The organism is Flavobacterium sp. LC2016-13, from assembly GCF_009707955.1.
Taxonomy (GTDB): Bacteria; Bacteroidota; Bacteroidia; order Flavobacteriales; family Flavobacteriaceae; genus Flavobacterium.
Window position 1 is genome coordinate 475,644 of record NZ_WMDQ01000004.1, and the last position, 20,575, is coordinate 496,218.

General features: G+C 30.5%; 25 protein-coding genes. 21 read left to right on the forward strand and 4 right to left on the reverse strand.

Annotated elements, in window-relative coordinates:
* Positions 1-34 precede the first annotated feature (34 nt).
* The 5 genes from GKZ86_RS11395 to GKZ86_RS11415 all read left to right on the forward strand — a co-directional run bounded on the left by GKZ86_RS11395 (position 35) and on the right by GKZ86_RS11415 (position 4,336).
* Positions 35-961 carry a phosphatase PAP2 family protein gene (locus GKZ86_RS11395; RefSeq protein ID WP_154783234.1) on the forward strand — a complete coding sequence of 309 codons (927 nt, stop codon included), beginning with the start codon at positions 35-37 and terminating at the stop codon, positions 959-961.
* Between the two features lie 471 nt (positions 962-1,432).
* Positions 1,433-2,188 (forward strand): T9SS type A sorting domain-containing protein, encoded by a 756-nt coding sequence (locus GKZ86_RS11400; RefSeq protein ID WP_154783235.1) that lies wholly within the window; start codon positions 1,433-1,435, stop codon positions 2,186-2,188.
* Between the two features lie 424 nt (positions 2,189-2,612).
* Complete coding sequence (locus GKZ86_RS11405) at positions 2,613-3,005, forward strand: helix-turn-helix domain-containing protein (protein ID WP_154783236.1); 393 nt, start codon at positions 2,613-2,615, stop codon at positions 3,003-3,005.
* 498 nt (positions 3,006-3,503) lie between these two features.
* Positions 3,504-3,935: a hypothetical protein gene (locus GKZ86_RS11410; protein ID WP_154783237.1), complete on the forward strand. Its 432-nt coding sequence runs from the start codon at positions 3,504-3,506 to the stop codon at positions 3,933-3,935.
* Between the two features lie 41 nt (positions 3,936-3,976).
* A complete protein-coding gene (locus GKZ86_RS11415; RefSeq protein WP_154783238.1) occupies positions 3,977-4,336 on the forward strand; it encodes a hypothetical protein in 360 nt (119 codons plus the stop codon).
* Positions 4,337-4,370: 34 nt separating this feature from the next.
* Here GKZ86_RS11415 and GKZ86_RS11420 read toward each other — a convergent pair whose 3' ends face one another.
* Positions 4,371-4,523 (reverse strand): hypothetical protein, encoded by a 153-nt coding sequence (locus GKZ86_RS11420; protein ID WP_154783239.1) that lies wholly within the window; start codon positions 4,521-4,523, stop codon positions 4,371-4,373.
* A gap of 194 nt (positions 4,524-4,717) precedes the next feature.
* Here GKZ86_RS11420 and GKZ86_RS11425 point away from each other — a divergent pair, with 194 nt between their 5' ends.
* The 5 genes from GKZ86_RS11425 (at position 4,718) to GKZ86_RS11445 (ending at position 8,574) form a co-directional block, all read left to right on the forward strand.
* Complete coding sequence (locus tag GKZ86_RS11425) at positions 4,718-5,089, forward strand: DUF5071 domain-containing protein (RefSeq protein WP_154783240.1); 372 nt, start codon at positions 4,718-4,720, stop codon at positions 5,087-5,089.
* A gap of 180 nt (positions 5,090-5,269) precedes the next feature.
* Positions 5,270-5,719 (forward strand): hypothetical protein, encoded by a 450-nt coding sequence (locus GKZ86_RS11430; protein ID WP_154783241.1) that lies wholly within the window; start codon positions 5,270-5,272, stop codon positions 5,717-5,719.
* Positions 5,720-5,766: 47 nt separating this feature from the next.
* Entirely contained in the window at positions 5,767-6,387 is a 621-nt protein-coding gene (locus GKZ86_RS11435; protein ID WP_154783242.1) for a hypothetical protein, read from the forward strand.
* A 108-nt stretch (positions 6,388-6,495) separates the two neighbouring features.
* Positions 6,496-7,656, forward strand: a complete 1,161-nt coding sequence (locus GKZ86_RS11440; protein WP_154783243.1) for a DUF1624 domain-containing protein — start codon at positions 6,496-6,498, stop codon at positions 7,654-7,656.
* Between the two features lie 297 nt (positions 7,657-7,953).
* A complete protein-coding gene (locus GKZ86_RS11445; RefSeq protein ID WP_154783244.1) occupies positions 7,954-8,574 on the forward strand; it encodes a hypothetical protein in 621 nt (206 codons plus the stop codon).
* A 168-nt stretch (positions 8,575-8,742) separates the two neighbouring features.
* On the opposite strand, the gene GKZ86_RS11450 is transcribed toward GKZ86_RS11445, so the two are convergent.
* Positions 8,743-8,916, reverse strand: coding sequence for a hypothetical protein (locus GKZ86_RS11450; protein WP_154783245.1), 174 nt, complete (start codon positions 8,914-8,916; stop codon positions 8,743-8,745).
* A gap of 105 nt (positions 8,917-9,021) precedes the next feature.
* On the opposite strand from GKZ86_RS11450, the gene GKZ86_RS11455 reads away from it, so the two are divergent.
* From GKZ86_RS11455 to GKZ86_RS11505, 11 genes are all read left to right on the forward strand, one after another.
* Positions 9,022-9,969: a tetratricopeptide repeat protein gene (locus GKZ86_RS11455; RefSeq protein ID WP_154783246.1), complete on the forward strand. Its 948-nt coding sequence runs from the start codon at positions 9,022-9,024 to the stop codon at positions 9,967-9,969.
* 36 nt (positions 9,970-10,005) lie between these two features.
* Entirely contained in the window at positions 10,006-10,551 is a 546-nt protein-coding gene (locus GKZ86_RS11460; RefSeq protein ID WP_154783247.1) for a hypothetical protein, read from the forward strand.
* Between the two features lie 85 nt (positions 10,552-10,636).
* Entirely contained in the window at positions 10,637-11,101 is a 465-nt protein-coding gene (locus GKZ86_RS11465) for a DUF1572 family protein (protein ID WP_154783248.1), read from the forward strand.
* Positions 11,102-11,119: 18 nt separating this feature from the next.
* Positions 11,120-11,608, forward strand: a complete 489-nt coding sequence (locus tag GKZ86_RS11470; protein WP_154783249.1) for a YegJ family protein — start codon at positions 11,120-11,122, stop codon at positions 11,606-11,608.
* A 70-nt stretch (positions 11,609-11,678) separates the two neighbouring features.
* Positions 11,679-12,416 carry a hypothetical protein gene (locus tag GKZ86_RS11475; RefSeq protein ID WP_154783250.1) on the forward strand — a complete coding sequence of 246 codons (738 nt, stop codon included), beginning with the start codon at positions 11,679-11,681 and terminating at the stop codon, positions 12,414-12,416.
* Positions 12,417-12,522: 106 nt separating this feature from the next.
* On the forward strand, positions 12,523-12,888 hold the full coding sequence (locus GKZ86_RS11480) for a hypothetical protein (protein ID WP_154783251.1): 366 nt from the start codon (positions 12,523-12,525) through the stop codon (positions 12,886-12,888).
* A 296-nt stretch (positions 12,889-13,184) separates the two neighbouring features.
* The gene (locus tag GKZ86_RS11485; RefSeq protein WP_154783252.1) at positions 13,185-14,372 is read left to right on the forward strand and encodes a hypothetical protein; all 1,188 of its coding nucleotides are present in this window, start codon (positions 13,185-13,187) and stop codon (positions 14,370-14,372) included.
* Between the two features lie 24 nt (positions 14,373-14,396).
* Positions 14,397-14,801 (forward strand): DUF1801 domain-containing protein, encoded by a 405-nt coding sequence (locus GKZ86_RS11490; RefSeq protein ID WP_154783253.1) that lies wholly within the window; start codon positions 14,397-14,399, stop codon positions 14,799-14,801.
* A gap of 13 nt (positions 14,802-14,814) precedes the next feature.
* Positions 14,815-15,495: a GNAT family N-acetyltransferase gene (locus GKZ86_RS11495; protein WP_154783254.1), complete on the forward strand. Its 681-nt coding sequence runs from the start codon at positions 14,815-14,817 to the stop codon at positions 15,493-15,495.
* Positions 15,496-15,647: 152 nt separating this feature from the next.
* The gene (abc-f, locus tag GKZ86_RS11500; RefSeq protein ID WP_154783255.1) at positions 15,648-17,240 is read left to right on the forward strand and encodes a ribosomal protection-like ABC-F family protein; all 1,593 of its coding nucleotides are present in this window, start codon (positions 15,648-15,650) and stop codon (positions 17,238-17,240) included.
* 55 nt (positions 17,241-17,295) lie between these two features.
* A complete protein-coding gene (locus tag GKZ86_RS11505) occupies positions 17,296-17,664 on the forward strand; it encodes a nuclear transport factor 2 family protein (RefSeq protein WP_154783256.1) in 369 nt (122 codons plus the stop codon).
* Between the two features lie 151 nt (positions 17,665-17,815).
* Here GKZ86_RS11505 and GKZ86_RS11510 read toward each other — a convergent pair whose 3' ends face one another.
* Both GKZ86_RS11510 and GKZ86_RS11515 read right to left on the reverse strand, forming a co-directional pair.
* A complete protein-coding gene (locus GKZ86_RS11510) occupies positions 17,816-19,351 on the reverse strand; it encodes a YifB family Mg chelatase-like AAA ATPase (RefSeq protein WP_154783257.1) in 1,536 nt (511 codons plus the stop codon).
* 75 nt (positions 19,352-19,426) lie between these two features.
* On the reverse strand, positions 19,427-20,401 hold the full coding sequence (locus tag GKZ86_RS11515) for a Gfo/Idh/MocA family protein (RefSeq protein ID WP_154783258.1): 975 nt from the start codon (positions 20,399-20,401) through the stop codon (positions 19,427-19,429).
* Positions 20,402-20,575 lie beyond the last annotated feature (174 nt).

The window sequence follows — 20,575 nt, forward strand, 5'->3', positions numbered from 1 at the left end:
TACTAAATACGTTTTAATTTCAAATTGTTTTACTATGAAATTTTACACCGTAATTTTTTTTAGCATACTTTCTATTTCCTGTTTTTCTCAGAATGATAGTCTAAAAATAAAAAAAGACAATCGATTTAAAGTAGCAGGTTCTGTACTTGCAGACAGTTTTCTTAGTGTTCCCGGTGATTTTTCAGCAATGGGACACACTATTTCAAGTGATTGGAAAAGAACAGCTATTTATACCGCAGGAATAATTGGTCTAATTGCCGTTGACAAACAAACTACAGGTTTTTTGCACGATCACATAGAACCTAATATTGATTATAGTTTACCAAAAATCAAAAGCACAATTCCTCATGTAATCGGCACCGACTCTTATATTGTTTACCCAATTATTGGACTATATGCGGGTTCTCTAATTATTAATAACAAAAAAGGACAAGTTGTCGCTGTTAATGCCGTTAAATCTTTAGCGTATTCTTATGTCATAACTCAAATAGTTCTAAAAACTATATCTTCAAGAAACAGGCCTCAAAGAAAAATAAACGATGATAATCCTGTTGTAGAGCCCTGGACAAAAAATCCGTGGGATTTTGGAAACTTCCATCATATCCACCTTACGCATGGAGGGAGCGGCACTTCATTCCCTTCTTTTCATTCTACCTCTTATTTTGCTGTTGCCAAAGTATTTCAAATGGAATACAACAACTATTGGATACCTTATACATTTGTAACTGTGGTATTTCTTTCAAATATAAAAAGTCATGACCATTGGGTTTCAGACTTATTAGTAGGCGGATTAGTCGGTACCATAATCGGGCGATCGATAGTAATTAGCAGTCGTAAGCAAATCGCAAAAAATGAATCTAGTGCTTTTAACGACAATCCTAAAAAATTTAAAATGCACAAACAATTAATTCCGCAAATTTCAAATTCTATGATTGGACTTCATTTTATTGGAACTTTTTGAATTCATTATTATAAAAATTTATCAGCGGTTACCTTTTCGTGAACACAACTCTTATAAACTAAGACAAACCTAATTTGTAAAAAAAATAATCTTAATTATTTAATATATATATTAAATAATATACTTTTATAGAAAATCAAACCAAACATTTTATACATGAAAAAAACTATACTTTATTTTTTATTAGCCTTTTCTTTTTTTTAAATTAATGCACAGGTTAGTGCTTATACGTTTTCTCAAAGTACTAGTACATATAACCAAATTACGACAGGAACAATTTTAGGGGTCATCAGAAATGAAGATCAAAATTTTTTAAATCCAGCAAATCTTTCTGGTGGTTCTACAGAGACGGGAGTAGGGTTTCCTATAGGATTTGATTTTACTTTTAATGGAGTTGTTTTTGACAGAGTGGGAGTTAATGTTAATGGATGGATTTCGTTGGGCCAAAGTTCCCTAACACCTTCTGTAGATATGAAGACAACTTCAGCGACACATTTGTACTCTGTTTTATCTTCAACGTATGTTTCAACTCCTACATATTTAAGAAATAGAATTGCCGGATTTCACGCTGACTTAAGTGGTGTAGTTAATCAAACAAATTCATCTTTATCTTCAAATTTAAGAATTGCTACAATTGGAACTGCTCCTAATCGTGCCTTAATTGTGCAATGGACTAATTATAAATATTATGGTTATACTACTGGTTGTAATTTTGATTTTCAAATTATATTAAATGAAACATCAAATGTAGTTGATGTAGTGTATGGTTTCATGCAATTTACTCAAAGCAGTTCGTTTGCTCAAGTTGGATTGGGTGGTACTGAAAGTAGTGATTTTAACGTGCGAAAAACTTTTCTTGTTAATGATTGGAACAAAACAGTACCCTCAACAGACAATGATAGTTATTGCTATACCAATCAACAAGTTATTAAGCCTGTAAGTGGCACTAAATTTTCATGGACACCAAATAAAAACTTAAGTACACCAACTTTCGATTTATCAGATTTGGATGTTTATCCAAACCCTGTATCTAATATTTTAAATTTAAATTATAAAGATATAATTACGAATATAAAAATAGTCAATTTACTTGGGCAGGAAATAATTAATAAGAATGTAAACTCCAATAGTGAACAAGTCGATATGTCACAATTACTATCTGGCGTTTATATTGCTAAAATTTCTATTGATAATTCTGTTCGAACATTTAAAGTTATAAAAAAATAATTTAATTTTTTATTCTTAATTTGAAGTCTCGATTTTTCGAGACTTTTTTTATGCACATAATAACTGTTTCAAAAAAGTGATTTATAAAAATAAGAGAAAAACTAAAACAAATCTGTTTTTTGTGTAAAATGAGAAGATGAACTTCGCTCTTCGAAGTATTTTAATGAAACTTAATTACTCTGTGAATCCCACTGATCTCATAATAAAAACATTAAGAAAAACTGTAGAAATCCAAAATAACAATAGAATCCCCCAGCTAACGCTAGCGCTAGCGATGAGGATAAATTCTTGCTAAACAAAGATTAATTCTTATCAGAAAAAACGTATTTTTGTTTCATTCAAATAAAAAAAATAGCACCCCAAGAAAAACCCATCTTTTTCATCAACCACAAATTTTTCAAAAAATTTTAAATACCTTTGAAGTATGAGCACAGCAGAAAAACCAAAACATATTGGCAGAAATATTAGCCGAATCAGGGAACTTCGTGGAATGAAACAAGAAGCACTTGCACAGGCAATTGGTTCAAATCAGCAAGCTATTTCTGGTATTGAAGGAAGTGAAACCGTTGATGAAACAAAACTTGTAAATATTGCAGAAGCACTTGGCGTTACGGTAGAAGCTATCAAAAGTTTTTCAGAAGAAAATGTATTTAATTATTTTAATACTTTTAATGAATCTGTTACAAACAGCAATTTTGGTCACAATAATATTTGCAATTTCAATCCTCTTGATAAAGTTGTTGAACTTTACGAACGTTTGGTTCAGGCTGAAAAAGAAAAAGTTGAGTACTTAGAAAAATTATATAAAGGGAAATAATTCCTTGAAAATAGAAAATATTAAAAAAGCACAAATATCTTATTATTTTGTGCTTTTTTTGTTTTATCAAAAATGAAAACTCTAAAATTATAACACAAAAAAAGATTACTTTAGTATCGTTATTAACCCTCAAATAATGAAACCACGATTACGAATCTTTATCTATCCATTACTTGCAGTATTGTACTTTTCTTCAACATTCCTTTTTATTTATATTGATACTCAACTGCAAATTTATGAGCTCTTTATTACAGTTCCGTGCGGATTTATTATTATAAATATCTTTTATACTTTTCTAGTCTTAAAACTAAAACCGTTTTTAAATATCTTAAGCGCCGTAATTATCCCTTTTTTGAGTTTATTTTTGGCATTAAAATTTAGCGATTTACATATATTCTCTCGTTACGACGCCTATGATATAGGCACAACTATAATTGCTAATGCTGTTTTCCCAATTATGTTTTGGGAAATTATTTATCAGATAAAAATTAGAAAAACATGAAAAAAACAATCCTGATATTATTCCTTTTATTACTTCCTTTTTATTCAAAAAGCAGTCCTTTAGATACAATTTCAACCTGGAAAGTTTATTACAATAATTCGTTGATCAAAAATTTAAACGAAATTGTAGACAATTCAATTGTAATCAAAAGTAAAGAATATAAAACCGGAGATTATTTGGCAATTCAATATTTTGATGATATGCCATGTCAAGACTGCAAGTATTCTTTTGTCGTAATTGGCGAAGGAAAATTAGAAGTTTCAAGAATAGAATCTAAAGGAAAAAACAAACTAATTAAGATTAATCTAAAAGAACTTATGGATTTTCGTCATACTACTAATCAACCGTCGTTTGTAATTTATTTATATGGATTAGATGATAAAAACAAAAACAACGGAAAGAGATTAGTAACTCTAAAAATAGATTAATTGTCTCTGAACTCAATAAAAAACAAATAACAAAAATATCTATGAAACCACAAATCCGAATCCTGCTATACTCAATATTATTCTTTCTATATCTTTCTTCAACTTCATTTTTACTCTCGCTAAACGAAATATTAAAAACTGATCCCTACATAACTTTAGGCTGTGGTTTTGCTATTTTAAATATGATTTATGCTTTTTTTGCCCTAAAATGGACCGTATTATTAAATATAATTTCTTCTGTCGTTATTGCATCCTTAAGCTTATTCTTAGCCTTGAAGTTTACAAATTTGCATCTGTTTTTAAAATATGATCCTTATCAGGTCAAAACAGCAATATTCGCCAATGCAATTTTTTCAATTATATTTTGGGAAATTGTTTATCAGGTAAAAATTAGAAAGTGAGTAAGGATATTAAAAAGATATACCAGAGATTCTTTTATCTTAATACTGGTTCAAGTAAAGGGAATAGACCAACATTCGCATTTTCTTGTATTGAAGCATTTTTTGTGTTAGGAATTTGTGCTATTTTAAAGAAAATTTTATTTCCTTCTTTAAAAATTAATTTTCCTTTTTTCTTTTCATTTTTCACTATACTTTGTTTTACGATTGAATATTTCAATAAAAAAATGCACCGAAGACAAAACAATTTTTTTACTACAGAATGGAAAAGAGAAACAGCAAAAAATAAAATACTATATCGAATTTGTAATATTGTATTTGTATTTTTTGTTTTTTCAATAATGATATATATTTTAGAATATTTGGATAACAGATCTTAATAATATGAATGTTAAAATCTTAATTCCTAAAGACAAATTTGATTTTGAAACAGTTGAAAAACTGAAAACTTATTCATTTGATGAAATAAAACCCATAATTCCAGATTTATTAGAATGGTTACAAGATGGAAATTGGCCAATTAGTAAACCAATTGCGGAACTTTTAGCTCCACACGTGGAAAAATTTTCACCTGAAATATTAAAAATTTTAATTGGGCAAGATGAAATGTGGAAATATTGGATTCTACTCAATTTTGGAAAAATTCTTAAGAACAAATTAGTTCTGCATGAAATCGACAGGATCGCAAAAAATCCTAATCAAAATGAAATAGATAATAATGTCTTTAAAATTGCCATCGAAATAATTAGTAAATAATTTTAAAAAAAGTATTCTATTGAAAACAGCATTGTGAAAAATTAATTTCGATTTTACGTTTCAAATGAAATCCAGTTAACTCAAATAAAAATATTATTTTAGCTTGGCACAAATTCAATTATAGTTAAAATAGTTATTGAAAATTCGTGCCTTCATAACCAAAAACTAAAACCAAAAACCATGAAAATTACGATTCCCCTGTCGGTATTATTCCTGTTACTTACTACTAATGTATTCAGCCAGACAATTGCTGATTTAAAATTGACAAAGAAAGAAATTCCCAAAACCTATTTCTTAACCGACGGTCATAACTGCGTTTCTAGTCAGGCCTGCAATTTTTACAATGATATTGCCACTTACAGCAACTTTGTTGGAACCGTAAAAAGCAAGCAAATACAAAGTTTCAACAGCAAAACTGATGCTGGAAGTATCATGTATTTTGAATTTGAAAACAGATTTAAAGGCGATAGTTTTCTGCAAGGTTTGTTGTGGGGAAAAGACAAAGAACCAACAGACGCACATCCGGAAGAATATCTTGCAAAAGGAAAATTCCTGATCATCTGGAGTTTTCATCCTGACAGCGCCCTCAAAGAAAAATCAGAAGCCAAAATAGATGCGCTTTTGCAATAATTAACAAAGTTAAAATTTAGGACTTCAAAACATTATCTCCATTTCTTATGAAAAACCCTTTTCTGATAATTTTAATAACAACTGTTAGTTTCTATTCACAAACCAAAGTCGATTTACGAGATTTAACTTTTCAGGTTCCAAGTGAGTTTACTCAGATAAAAAAAGAAAACAGAGAATTAAAATATGATGCATTTTATGAAAATGGAAAAATTTTTATTGACTCCAGTATTGTTGAAGAATCACCACTAATTGAATACCAATATTTTGAAAACCCCGGAGCAGGTGCAGAAAGATCTCAAAGCGTGCTAAAGATGCTAAATGAAATTACTGCCAAAGACTACAAATGTGATACGTTAATAATTGATGCAAATAAAAATTATTCACTTGCCAGATATAATGTGTTCGGAAAAACGATATTTGAAGCAAAGAGTTTGGGAGAAAAAGGCTGGATAAATATTCAACTTTTTGATAATCCTAAAAATGACAAATCAAATTTTCAAAAAATGCTGTTCATTCTCGGAACCATAAAACATTCAGGACCTTATGGCAAAGAATATAATGAACTGATGAATGAATCGGGAAATTCTTCAAAATGGGCAATCTTAGCATTCATTTTCTTTTTAGTCGTTCATTTTTTAAGAAAATTGAATAATAAAAATGCTGCTTAAACCTGTTCTGTGGAGTTGGTTTTAAAAATATGATTATAAATTCTCTATCGTAAATACTTATAAAATAAATCATTAAGTTTACTTTGAAGTATTTAAAAAATCTAAATAATGAAACGACAACATTCAATTGATATAGTTCGCGGAATTGTCATGATTATTATGGCTTTAGACCACGTTCGCGATTTAATGCATATAGATTCCATTACACAAAGTCCAACCGATTTATCGACGACAACTCCTTTCTTGTTTTTTACGCGTTGGATTACTCATTTGTGTGCGCCTACTTTTGTTTTTCTGGCAGGAACTTCGGTTTATCTTTCATTAAAAAGCAAAAACAATTTTACAAAAACGAGACAGCATTTAATCAAAAGAGGCTTGTGGTTATTATTACTCGAATTTACGGTTGTCAATTTTGGGTTATTTTTTGATATTGGTTTTCACACGCTTTTATTTCAGGTGATAGCCGCAATAGGTTTCGGATTTATTCTTTTAGGATTATTGTTGAAAATTCCAGCGAAACAATTAGGAATCATTGGTTTGATTATTATTTTTTGCCATAACCTTTTGCCACTTATTCCGTTTTCGGAAGGCTCGATTTTAAAAGCCGTTTTAGCGCCATTTTTTAGTCCTGCAGTAATTCCGTTTGGCGGTCGCGCATTTATTATGGGCTATCCTCCTATTCCGTGGTTAGGCATTATGCTAACCGGATTTGGTTTTGCACGCTATTTTGAAATGGCTTACGAACAACGAAAAAAACTTTTTATAAAACTTGGTTTTGGTTCCTTAGCTTTATTTGTAATTCTTCGGTTTATAAATATTTACGGCGATCCGGCTCTTTGGACGGTTCAAAAAGATACTGCTTTTACATTTTTATCTTTTATGAATGTTACTAAATATCCGCCTTCGCTTTTGTATTGTTTACCAACATTAGGCATTATGCTTTTATTACTTGCCTTTGCGGAGCAATTTAATAACGGAATTAAAAAAGTGACTATGGTTTACGGAAAAGTGCCTTTGTTTTACTTTATTCTTCATTTTTATGTGATTCATATTCTAACACTCGCCATGCTGTTTTTACAAGGTTTTAATTGGTCGCAATTAGAATTTGCAACGGGAACTTTTGGCAGACCAAAAGGCCTGGAAAGCGGTTTACCTCTTTGGACAATTTATTTAATCTGGATTGCTGTTGTCGCTTCACTTTATAAACTCTGCATTTGGTATGAAGCTTATAAAGCAAAAAATAAACATTGGTGGTTGCGGTATATTTAATTTCTTATGAAAAAGTAAATTTCTAGTCTAGCCCCGATGGAAACGGTATCATTTTGTGGCAGGGTTTGCCACAAAATATTTAGTGTACAGCGGGACAAATGGTAATTATGAAACCGAAAATTTGTGCTCCTGAAATTTAAAAACCTGACTATTAAAAACTTAACAATCTATTCTTTAAAATTAACAAATGCATTAATTTAATACGTATTTTTTGAATATTTTTAACAAAAATTAAAAGCTAAAGACTCATCTCAAAACTTTATCTTTCAAGAAATCACTTAAAAATTAAACTTATAAATGGAAAATTTTAAAGAAATCAATTTAGACGATGCTATTCAATTAATAAATGAAAACAAATCTGTACTTATAGAAGAAATTGTTGATGAATTAAATGCTTTTTATGAAGTAGCGGGTAAAATTATTTTGTATTCAGGTGAAACTAATTTAGAGAATCTAATCGTTGGAAATGATATTGTTATTATAAACGGTAATCTTAATGTTGCTAACGTAATTGAAGATTGCGATAAAGTCGATTCTTCATTGCTTATTGTTTTAGGAAATGCCAATTGCAAAAATTTAATTACGTTATCGAGCATGTATTTTACAGGAGATTTAAATGTCGAAAATGTAATATTAGGAGATTCCCTTTGTGATTATGTTTTAAATGTTGGCGGAAATATAACAACAAAAACAATATTAGATTATGGGCATTGCATTATTGCAGAAAAAGTAATTACTGTGACAGATGTTTTTTCATTTAATTCTATTGAAGATGAAAACGGAGCTATCGAACAAAATATGGAACGAGACGAACTAGTTGATGAAATTACAGAGATTGATGATGATGAGAAACTAGAAAGCCTATCTAAAACAATTGATTATATAAAAGCTGGTGGCGAAATATTTAAGAAATCCTGAAAATCCGGTAAAAAATAGTTTTAATTTTTAAAAATGAACCTTCCATTTTCAACACATGCAAAATATCAGTAAATCAAATTTGAATTCACATCAATCATTTCGATATGCTATAATTAGCCTAATATTGTTTTTTACAACCTTACTAATATCCGTGGTAACAATATTAACTCATTTTTCCAGCAACATACTTTCTTTAATTTTGGGATTTACGGTACTTGTAATCGTTTTTTTATCTATCGTTGGTTTTATAGATGCCTTAAAAGGATTTAAGGAACCAAAATCTACAAAAAAGACAATTGGGTTTATCGTAAATTCAGTTTTTTTGATTCTATTCTTAGCCATGATGGTAAACAATATTCTCGATATGTATAAGGCTGTAAATTAATAGTAGCTGAAAAATTCATCAGGTTCTTGCGACAGAAAACTTCCCCCAACAAAACCAAATAAATGAAAAAACTTATTTCTATTCTAATACTGCTTCTTTTTAACTGTCATTTTTTAAATGCTCAAAAAATAACAAAAAAAGAGACAATTGTAAAAAGTACAAGTCCATTAGAAATAAACCCCTCGATAGACTATGATATTACTTCAGCTCTTGATAGTACCAACGTCTCACGAGAAACTTTTGAAATTTTAAAAAAAATAGCGCCTTTAATTGAAGAAGAGAAAAACAGGGAAGTGTTAGATTTATTAAATTCAATTGATGAAAAAGATTTTAACAAAAATGAGTTGTTATTATTTAAGGGTATCCTTGAATTAAAATTAGAAGATTTAGTAAATGCATCTAATTCCTTTTCCAAATATATTCCGCAAACTTCAAGCGATTCCATCAAAAGTTCTGTCTATCATATCTTAGGGATAATCGATATGAAAAGAGATTTACAAATAAGCAGTTATCATAACTTCGAAAGAGCATACGAATTAGATAATAAAAACATTTCTGCACTTCTCATTTTAGGAACGCTAAATTTTAAAAAAAATGATTTCGAAAAAGCCCTGTTCTATTACGAAAAAATAGTTAAAATAAATCCTAATTTTAATAATGTCTGGAATAATATTGGATTTTTATATCTGCAAAAAGAAAATTATGTAGAAGCAAAAAAAATCTTTAGCAAAATAATTAAAGATGAACCTGATGCTCCTCTTCCCTACAACAATCGAAGTTATTCTAACCTAAAATTAGGATTCACAAAACAAGCTATGGCAGATGTCAATAAATCACTAAAACTTTTTCCTGAAAACTCTTATGCCTATAGAAACAGAGCCTTAATTTATTTAAATTTAAAAGAGGCTGAAAAAGCGTGCACTGATATTGAAATGGCTTTTAAACTGGGTTACAAGGAAAAATATGGTACAGATTTGGATTTAATCCAATCTCAGAATTGCAAAAAATAATTATATTTATCTGGTTAAATGTCAATTACAAAAAACATGAAACATTTCTTAATTCTATTATGTATTCTTTTAACGGGTTGTCAAAACTCAAATGAAATTAAAGAAATTGAAATACTTACTTATTTTACTAATGCCCGAAATTTTATAATTTATTCCAACACAACCAAAAATGGTTTTACCCAAACGCTATTCAAATCTCAAACATCCGACTTTGTAGATAATTATCAAACCAGAATAAATAAAAGATTAATGGATTCAATTGTGGTTATCTGTAAAAATAAAACGAATACTGATTTTGTTTTTAAAACATCTAAAAGAATTTGGTATTGTGGATTTTGGCACAAAGTTCAGATTACTTATGAAAATGGAAAAAAATTAAATTTTGCATATCCATATTCAAACAATGAAAACAAACAATTTATTCCGTTCCAATTATTATCAGAACAAATTAAGAAAGACTCCCTGCATGCAACTCGTTTAAATATTGGCCAATTGGGTTCTCTTTATTTAAAACAAGAAGATTTTTCTAATGCTATTTTTAAAGAGGATTCTCTTTTTAACTGGAAAAAAAAACACGAATAGAAGCTAATCTACTTTACATATTTTTAGACGGAAAGATTAAATTTAGAATCTAGGAACCTCATTAAAAATCAATACTTTATTACTTATGAAAACTACAGAAATAGCGATTCGTTTTAAAGAAATTATTTTAAACGGAACCTGGGTTGCCAACACTAATTACAAAGATCAGCTAGATAATTTAGATTGGAAAATTGCTGTTACTCCAATAAAAAACTTAAACACAATTTCGGTTTTGGCGCAGCATATTCATTATTATATAAATGGACTAAATATTGTTTTTAAAGGTGGAAACCTGGATATTAAAGACAAATTTAGTTTTGATTTTCCGCTGATTAATTCGCAGGAAAAATGGAAAGATTTTCTAACGAAATTCTGGAATGACAGCGAAGAATTTGCTTTCTTGATTGAACAAATGCCCGATGAAAAACTGAATCAGGCTTTTGTAGATGAAAAATACGGAACTTATAATAGAAACATTGAAGCTATGATTGAACATAGTTATTATCATTTAGGTCAAATTGTATTAATTAAAAAATTGCTAACAGATTAAAAACAAAATTATATCAAAATGAAGATAAAATTACTCGCCCTTTTATGCATGCTTTTTTTGATAAGCTGTAAGGATTCAAACAAGATTGAAAGAGAAGATCAACCGACAATTTATGATGTAGCAAGCGGCGATCAGGAAATGAACGCGGCGATTGAAAAAGCCACTGAAACACTGGATGAGTTTAATGCTGCTTTGTCAAATCCTGAAATTGAAGATCCGGCTTTAAAAGTTCAATTTCAAAACGCAACTGATGTTGAGCACATGTGGATAGGCGAAATTGAGTATAACGATGGTAAATACTCCGGAATTTTGACCAATGAACCGGAATACATTACAGAATACAAAATGGGCGATAAAATAGATATTGACAATTCTAAAATAAGTGACTGGATGTATCTTAAAAACGGAAAATTATTTGGAGGTTTTACTATAAAAGTATTGCGAAACAGAATGAATGAGGAAGAGCGAAAACAATTTGATGAAGAAAGCGGCATGCAAATCGATTAAATTTTATCGCCAAAAGACATTTAAAAATTTTGAAAATACTTTCCTTATAACAACTGATTAATCTGCAAAAATGAAACATCTTATTTTATCTCTTTTAGTCCTGATTTTATTTTCTTGTAAAAAGAACGAAGAAAAATCAGCATCTAAAATGTTAAATAAAAAAGCACAAGACACCTTAAAAACTGAAACAGAAAACGATGATTTTGAAAAACAGGACACTTTAAAGATTAATTATCTTGAACATAAAAACTTATTAGACATTCTTACTATTTTACCGGATAGCACTATGGAAAGCTGGGAATGGGAAAAATTGGAAAGGGTTGAATATGTCAAAAAAATACAAAAAAACAACTATGCAATGCCGCCTCGTGATCGTTATTCTACAATTTCTCTTATACAACCAAATACGCTTCAAATTGGAGTTGTTGACGGAAGTTGGATTTTATCAATTTATAAAATAAAACCAAATAATTATATTGTAATTACAGATGATAAAGTTGGCGATGGAAATGAGTTTATGGCATTTGAATACCTCAATGGAGAATTAACATACATACCCTTCAAAGATATATTCGATCATTTTTTGACGACATTAATGATTGATGAAAATGACGAAAAATGTATGGAATTTTTTAAAGATAATTACATTGGTTTTGAATATGAATTTATTGGAACAAAAAAATTACATATTACAAATTTCTCACTTGAAGAATCTAAAAGCTGTTTTAAAGGAAATACTTTGAATTATGAATTTAATCCGGAGGCTAAAAAATTTAATTTAATAAATATCGAATATCTAAAACGATAATCATTCAATTATAAATCCATTGTATAAGAGATACTTAACAATGGATTTTTTTTAATTAAAGTCAGAAAAATCACTATATTTATTTTTGAATTTTAATCTCCAAAAAATGAAAAAATTAATTTTAGTATTCGCATTTTTAATTGGTTTATCTGTAAACGCACAAACTTCTAAAGAACTTCTGGGAAAATGGCAATTGGTGAAATGGACAAAAAAAGGAAAGGAAAAAAGTATTTCTGATTATTTTAAAACAGATCAGGTTTTTCAGGTTTTTAAAGAAAATGGCGATTTTGATAGTCTTATAGGAACTGAATCGCACAAGGCAAAATGGAAATTATCTGATGACAATTCTGAACTTACTATTGTTTCTATTTTATTGCCAATTAAATTTAAAATCGATTATTTTGACAGTGAAAAACGTGTTATTACTTCACCCGAAGTAGGAACATTTGAGTATAAAAAAATTGCAGAGTAATTAAAATTACTCTTTTTTGTTATTTTCAGGGATGGCAATCGAATAAACTACTTCTATAATGATTTCCAAGGTTAATTTTTAACTAATTTTCTAATAAAAACTAAACTTCTACTCTAGCCCCGATAGAACCGGTATCCTTTTTCTTGCTTCTTTAGCAAGGAAAAGATATAGGTGAAAGCGGGACAAAAGGTTATTATGGAAACGAAAATTATTGCTCCTGAAATTTAAAATCACAACTTTCTCTGAATTCGTCTAAAACCGATATATTTACATCTTCAAAATCAATTGGTCTTAGAATGAAAAAAATTACTTTACTCTTTTCAATTTTATTTTTAGCAATTTCTTCGTGTGGTGTAAAAACTACGCAATCACTTTTAAGCGATGGTAATTACGACGGCGCTATAAATCGTGCGGTTGAAGCATTGCGAACTAAAAAAGATTCGAAAGGAAAACAAGATTATGTGTATTTGCTTGAAGAAGCTTTTGCAAAAGCCAAAGACAGGGATTTACGCGATCTTGAAATGATGGCAAAAGAGGCAAATCCTGCGAATGCCGAGCGTATTTATAATACTTATTTGCAATTGAACAATCGCCAGGAAAAAATAAGACCGTTATTGCCTTTGCCATTATTAAAACTGGGAAAAAATGCAAATTTTCCGTTTGATAATTATTCGGATCAGATTATTAGCAGTCGAAATGCATTGACAAAATATTTGTATGAAAAGGCTTCGATACTTTTAAAATCGAATAATAAACTGGATTTTAGACAGGCTTTTGATGATTTATCGTATCTGGAAAGTATAAATCCGGGTTATAAAAATGTCAAAAAACTGATGGATGATGCGCAGTTTAAAGGAACTGATTTTGTGGATGTTTATGCTACAAATGAAACGAACCTGGTTATTCCGAAACAACTTCAGGATGATTTATTAGATTTTAAAACCTACGGATTAAATGATAAATGGACGGTTTATCATAATTTGAGACAAAAAAATATTAAGTATGATTATAGTTTGATTATCAACTTTGTACAAATCAGTATTTCGCCGGAACAAATTAAAGAAAAGGAATTTATAAAAGAAAGACAGGTTAAAGATGGTGTAAAAACACTCTTGGACAGCAGAGGAAGACCTGTAAGAGATAGTTTGGGCAAGGAAATAAAAGTAGATAATTATAGAATGCTTCGTGCTAATGTATATGAGTTTAGACAATTTAAATCTTGTCTGGTAACGGCAAAAGTTGATTTTGTTGATTTAAAAACCAATCAGTTAATGCAAACGTTTCCCGTAAGCAGCGAATATATTTTCGAGAATGTTTACTCAACATACAAAGGCGATAGAGATGCTTGTGAGGAAAGTTATTTTAATTATTTCAATAAACGTCCTGTTCCATTTCCGAATAATGAACAAATGGTTTTTGATACGGGAGAAGATTTGAAAGCAAGGCTTAAAGATATTATTGTTCGGAATAAATTTAGGGGATAAACAGTAATCTTATAAAGACAAGATATGGAAAAGCAATCGGATACTGAATTGGTAACAGCACTTGTTGAAAAACTTGATGCTGAAAATAAGTCGACTGTTGCATTTCTACGCCAATTGATTTTGGATACTGATAAAGAAATTGGTGAACAGGTAAAATGGAATTCGCCGAGTTTTTATTTTACCGGAGAAATGAAAGCATTTAACCCGAAAGAATATAAAAGGGATATTCTGGTCATTAATATTCATCGAGGTTCAATTTTATTAGTTTTTCCAACAGGTTCCACAATTACTGATATTGATATTTTGAAAGCTGTTAATTATCCTGACGGAAGAAAAATTATAAAAATTGCCAATCTTGAAGAGGCTAAAATCAAACAAAAAGCTTTACAGGCGATTATTGTAGAATGGCTTGGAAAAGTTGAGAAGTAAAAACATTTCATCAATGAAAAATCCGGAAGAAAATAAACTCGATAATCCTGTTTGGAATTCATTATCAGAATACCATAAAGAATATGCTATAGATTATGGCGATACGAAATTCTACAATCCGGATTATTGTCCGTTTGGAGGTTTTATTGAAGTTGATAGTACTCAAAATGCCACAGAACAATATTCGTTATTAACAGAGAATTTCTTTGTTGTTGGAGAAAAACCTGAAATTCCAAATTCTTTGAAAATTGCAAAAGAGTTGGTTTGTCTTCAAATGATTATTGAGGAAAAAATTCAACTTCCGATTGATCTTGAAATCGTTAAACTAACCGAAAATCATAACGAAGCTTTATTAAATTTGGTTAATTTAGTACAGCCCGGTTATTTCAAAAACAAAACTTCTTTACTTGGAGATTATTTTGGAATTTTCAAAGACAATCAATTAGTTGCCATTACGGGAGAACGAATGCAAATGGATGCTTTTACAGAAGTTAGCGCCATTATTACACATCCTGATCATACCGGAAAAGGTTATGCAAAACAATTGATTACGCATGTTGTAAATAAAATTTTTGATCAGAATAAAATTCCGTTTCTACATGTTGTTGAAACTAATATTGGCGCCATTAAACTTTACGAAAAACTAGGTTTTGTAACAAGACGTAAAATAAGTTTTTGGAATATTACGAAGTAAATAAGAGGTAAAACATCAGAATAATATTTTTTATATCTTTGCTTCAACAAAATAACTACACAATTCTATGTGAATAAAAATTTCTTTCAGACAATTATAGGTAAGCTGCAAAAGCAGTTTGCTGATTTGTTTATTCTTAAAAGAAAGAAATCATGCTTATTTTACAAAACATTTCATATCTACATGTGAACAGGAATTTGCTGTTCGACAAAATTACTTTTACTGCTAACAATCAGGAAAAAATAGCCTTAATTGGCAACAATGGTGTTGGAAAATCTACACTTTTAAAAATTATTGCGGGCGAATTACAAGCATCAGGAGGTTTGCTTAAAGCTGATGAAAAACCTTATTATGTTCCTCAGATTTTTGGGCAATTTAATCATCTTACAATTGCAGAAGCTTTGCAAATTGATAAGAAACTCAATGCGCTTAAAGAAATACTTGACGGAAATGTAACAGAAGAAAACCTAAATACATTAAACGATGACTGGACTATTGAAGATCGTTGCAATGAAGCGTTAGAATATTGGCAATTAGACAATTTAGATCTGAGTCAAAAATTAGAAACTTTAAGCGGCGGGCAGAAAACTAAAATTTTTCTTGCCGGAATTTCTATTCATCAACCGCAACTTATTTTACTTGATGAACCGAGTAATCATCTCGATTTGACCGCAAGAACATTATTGTATGAATTTATACAAAATACTTCCAGCACTTTACTTATTGTAAGTCATGATAGAAAATTACTGAATCTTTTAACTACAGTTTATGAGCTAAGTAAACACGGAATTACTGTTTATGGTGGAAATTATGATTTTTATGCAGCCCAAAAACAAATAGAAAATAATGCTTTGCACCATGATATTCAGAGTAAAGAAAAAGCTTTGCGAAAGGCTAAAGAAAAAGAACGCGAAACATTAGAGCGACAAAACAAATTAGATTCTCGCGGAGAGAAAAAGCAAAAGAAAGCCGGCGTTTCCAGAATCATGATGAATACGTTGCGCAACAATGCCGAAAATAGTACATCTAAAGCAAAAAATGTTCACGCTGAAAAAATTGGCAGAATTTCGCAAGAACTTCAAAGTTTGCGTTCGGGTTTGCCTGAGATTGATAAAATGAAATTTGGTTTTGATAATGCTGCATTACACAAAGGCAAAATATTATTTACTGCAAAAGATCTTAACTTTGGTTATAACGATCAATTGCTTTGGAAAGAGAATCTGGATTTTCAAATTTTAAGTGGCGAACGTATTACTTTAAAAGGATCAAACGGTTCAGGTAAAACTACTTTAATCAAAATAATTACAGGAAAGTTAATTCCTGAACAAGGAACAATTTACAAAGCCGAATCGAAAACCGTTTATATTGATCAGGATTATTCTTTAATCAACAATCAACTTACGGTTTATGAACAAGCTCAAACATTTAATGTTTCAGCTTTGCAGGAACATGATATAAGAATGAGACTTAACAGGTTTTTATTTTCGCAACACGATCTTGATAAGCTTTGCAGTACTATGAGCGGTGGAGAAAAAATGAGACTAATGCTTTGCTGTTTAACAATAAACAATCAGGCTCCGGATATCATTATTTTAGATGAACCAACCAATAATTTAGACATTCAAAATATTGAAATTTTAACCGCAGCCATTAATGAATATGAAGGTACTTTGATTGTGGTTTCGCACGACGAATCTTTTCTGGAACAAATTGATATTCAAAACACAATCCAATTAAGTAATTAAAAAACAGTATTAATTTTTTAAATTTGTGTAACTCATAAACTTTAAATTTTTTATTATGACCGTTAATAAACAAACTGTTAGAGAATATATGGATGCTTTTAGAGTAACTGATCATCAAAGAATTCTTAATTGTCTTACCGATGATATTGTTTGGGAAATGCCCGGGATTTATCAGCATGTAGGCAAAGAAGCGTTTGATAAGGAAATTGAAAATGAGAATTTTGTTGGAAGTCCGACAATTCAAATTATAAAATTGATTGAAGAAAATAATATTGTAATTGCCGAAGGTGCCGTTCAAGGCGTAATGAAAAATGGTAATATTCTTGACGCCGTTTTTTGCGATGTTTTTGAAATGGAATCTGGCAAAATCAAAAAACTGACTTCATATTTAATGTCAAAAAATGCTCATTTAAAATTTGAATGATATTTAACCGCAAGATTTTATCATCCGATAAAAAGTGATCTCTGCTGTCAGGCTGAGCGAAGTCGAAGCCCCCGCAAAGTGATTTAGTCTACAGGACTTCGACTTCGCTCAGCCTGACAAACTGCAGAAAAAATCTAAAATATAAAATTAACTACCCCAACCAACCATCACGATCTAAACTTCGATACTGAATTGCCTCTGCAATATGCGATGGAATAATTTGTGGCGCAGCATCAAGATCGGCGATTGTTCTGGCAACTTTTAAAATCCTGTCATACGCTCTTGCAGAAAGATTTAAGCGTTCCATAGCTGTTTTTAATAATTGTTTGGATTGTTCGTCGAGTGCGCAAAATTCTCTTATTTGTTTGGTATTCATTTGGGCATTGTAATGAATATTAGGCAATTCTTCAAAACGTATTGACTGAAGTTCACGGGCGGCCGTGACGCGTTTTCGGATTTCTACACTGCTTTCGGCTTTTCTGTCGTCTGATAATTTCTCGAAAGGAACCGGTGTAACTTCAATATGAATATCAATTCGGTCTAATAATGGTCCTGAAATTTTACTCATATAACGTTGCATTTCATGTGGCGAAGAAGTATTTGGCATACTCGGATCGTTAAAAAATCCACTTGGACTTGGGTTCATACTTGCCACCAACATAAACGAAGACGGATAAGTCACCGTAAATTTAGCTCTCGAAATCGTTACTTCACGATCTTCGAGCGGTTGTCTCATAACTTCTAAAACATCGCGTTTAAATTCGGGTAATTCGTCTAAAAATAAAACACCATTATGTGCCATTGATATTTCGCCCGGCTGTGGATAACTTCCTCCTCCTACCAAAGCTACATTCGAAATAGTGTGATGCGGACTTCGAAATGGTCGCTGGTTCATCAAACCTACTTCTTTTAATTTTCCGGCAACACTATGAATTTTAGTGGTTTCTAATGCTTCACGCAATGTCATTGGCGGTAAAATACTTGGTAATCTTTTGGCTAACATTGTTTTTCCTGCTCCGGGCGGACCAATCAAAATAATATTATGTCCGCCTGAAGCTGCAATTTCCATGCAACGCTTAATACTTTCCTGTCCGCGAACATCAGAAAAATCAAATTCAGGAAAATCGAGTGTTTTATAAAATTCGGTTCGAGTATCAATAACCGTAGGTTGTAGTGTTCCTCTTCCGGCAAAAAAATCAATTACTTCTTGAAGATTTTCAACTCCGTAGACATCTAAACCTGCAACAATTGCCGCTTCTTTTACATTTTGCTTTGGAAGAAAAAAGCCTTTAAAACCTTCTTCTTTCGCTTTTATCGCAATTGGCAAAGCTCCGTTTATAGATTGTAAACTTCCGTCTAGTGAAAGCTCTCCCATAATAACAAACTGTTCAACTTCTGGTGCTTTTATCTGATCTGACCCAACCAAAATACCAATTGCTAAAGGTAAATCGTAGGCAGAACCTTCTTTTCGTAAGTCGGCGGGCGCCATATTTATGGTTATTTTTTTACCGGGAAGGCTTAATCCATTATTTTTAAGTGCAGCTGCAATACGAAAACTACTTTCCTTTATGGCATTGTCCGGCAATCCAACTAAATGATAACCAATACCTTTATCCATGTGAACTTCTACAGTAATTGTAGTAGCCTCAACTCCAAAAACTGCGCTTCCGTAAACTTTTACTAACATAAATATTCTTTCATTAAATGTTTTTAAATCTAATGAAAAAATAATTATTTGTAGCTTTTTTAATACAAAATATATTTACTTAAAATCTAAGCCAATTTGATTTCTAATTTCCTCTACAATTTTACTCAAATCCAAACTATTCTGATGCGACCAAAGTTCACTTTCAATTTGGTTATTTCTGATGCATTTATGACATTCTATTGCTTCATGTGCATAACCTTTTCCGAGATTTGGTAAACTAAAAGTGTTTTCTTTTTCATCTTTAATAATAGAATATCCGTCCGCCATAAACCACGGAGAATTAAGTTCAATTCTTCCTTTTGTTCCGCCAATAACAGCTTTCATATCAGATTCTGAAACTATTGAGGCATGCAAAACTGCCTGTGCATCATCATATTGTAAAAGCATTGAAGTTTGTAAATCAATATCGTTTTTATGAAAAATAGATTTTGCTATAATTTCTTTTGGAATTCCGAGCATTATATAAGAGAGAAATAATGGATATACGCCAATATCAAACAAAGCTCCGCCTCCACTCTTTTTATCAAATAATCTGCTTCCTTCCGTTTCATTTCCAATAAAAGCAAAATCTGCTTTTATGTAATTTACTTTGCCGATTTCTCCATTTTCAACTTTAGACAAAACATCCTGAACTGACGGAATAAAACGTGTCCAAAAAGCTTCCATAAAAAACTTATTATGTTTTCCTGAAGCTTCAATCATACGAATGGCATCGTCATAAGAAAGTGCAATTGGTTTTTCGCATAAAACATGTTTCCCGTTTTGCAATGTTTTTATAGATAATTCGGCGTGAGAATTATGTGGAGTTGCAATGTATACAATATCAACTTCGGCATCAGCAAAAAGAGCTTCGTAAGAATCATACGCTTTCGGGCAATTATGCCTTGAAGCAAAGTCGTTTGCATTATCATAATTTCGAGATGCTACGGCAACTAATTCAGCATCTTCGACCAATAATAAATCGGTAGCAAATTGATTAGCAATGTTTCCTAAACCAATAATTCCCCATTTTATTTTTCTCAATTCCATTCTTAAATATTAAATACAAAAAGTGTTAAAACATCAAATATACATCATCATTTAGAAAAGATTAAACAATTTTAGATATTAAATATTCATTTTAAACAGAAAAATATCAATAAAAAAATGTACAGAATGCCTAAAATTCATAATAGTGACAAAAAAATGTTGCCAAATTGTAAA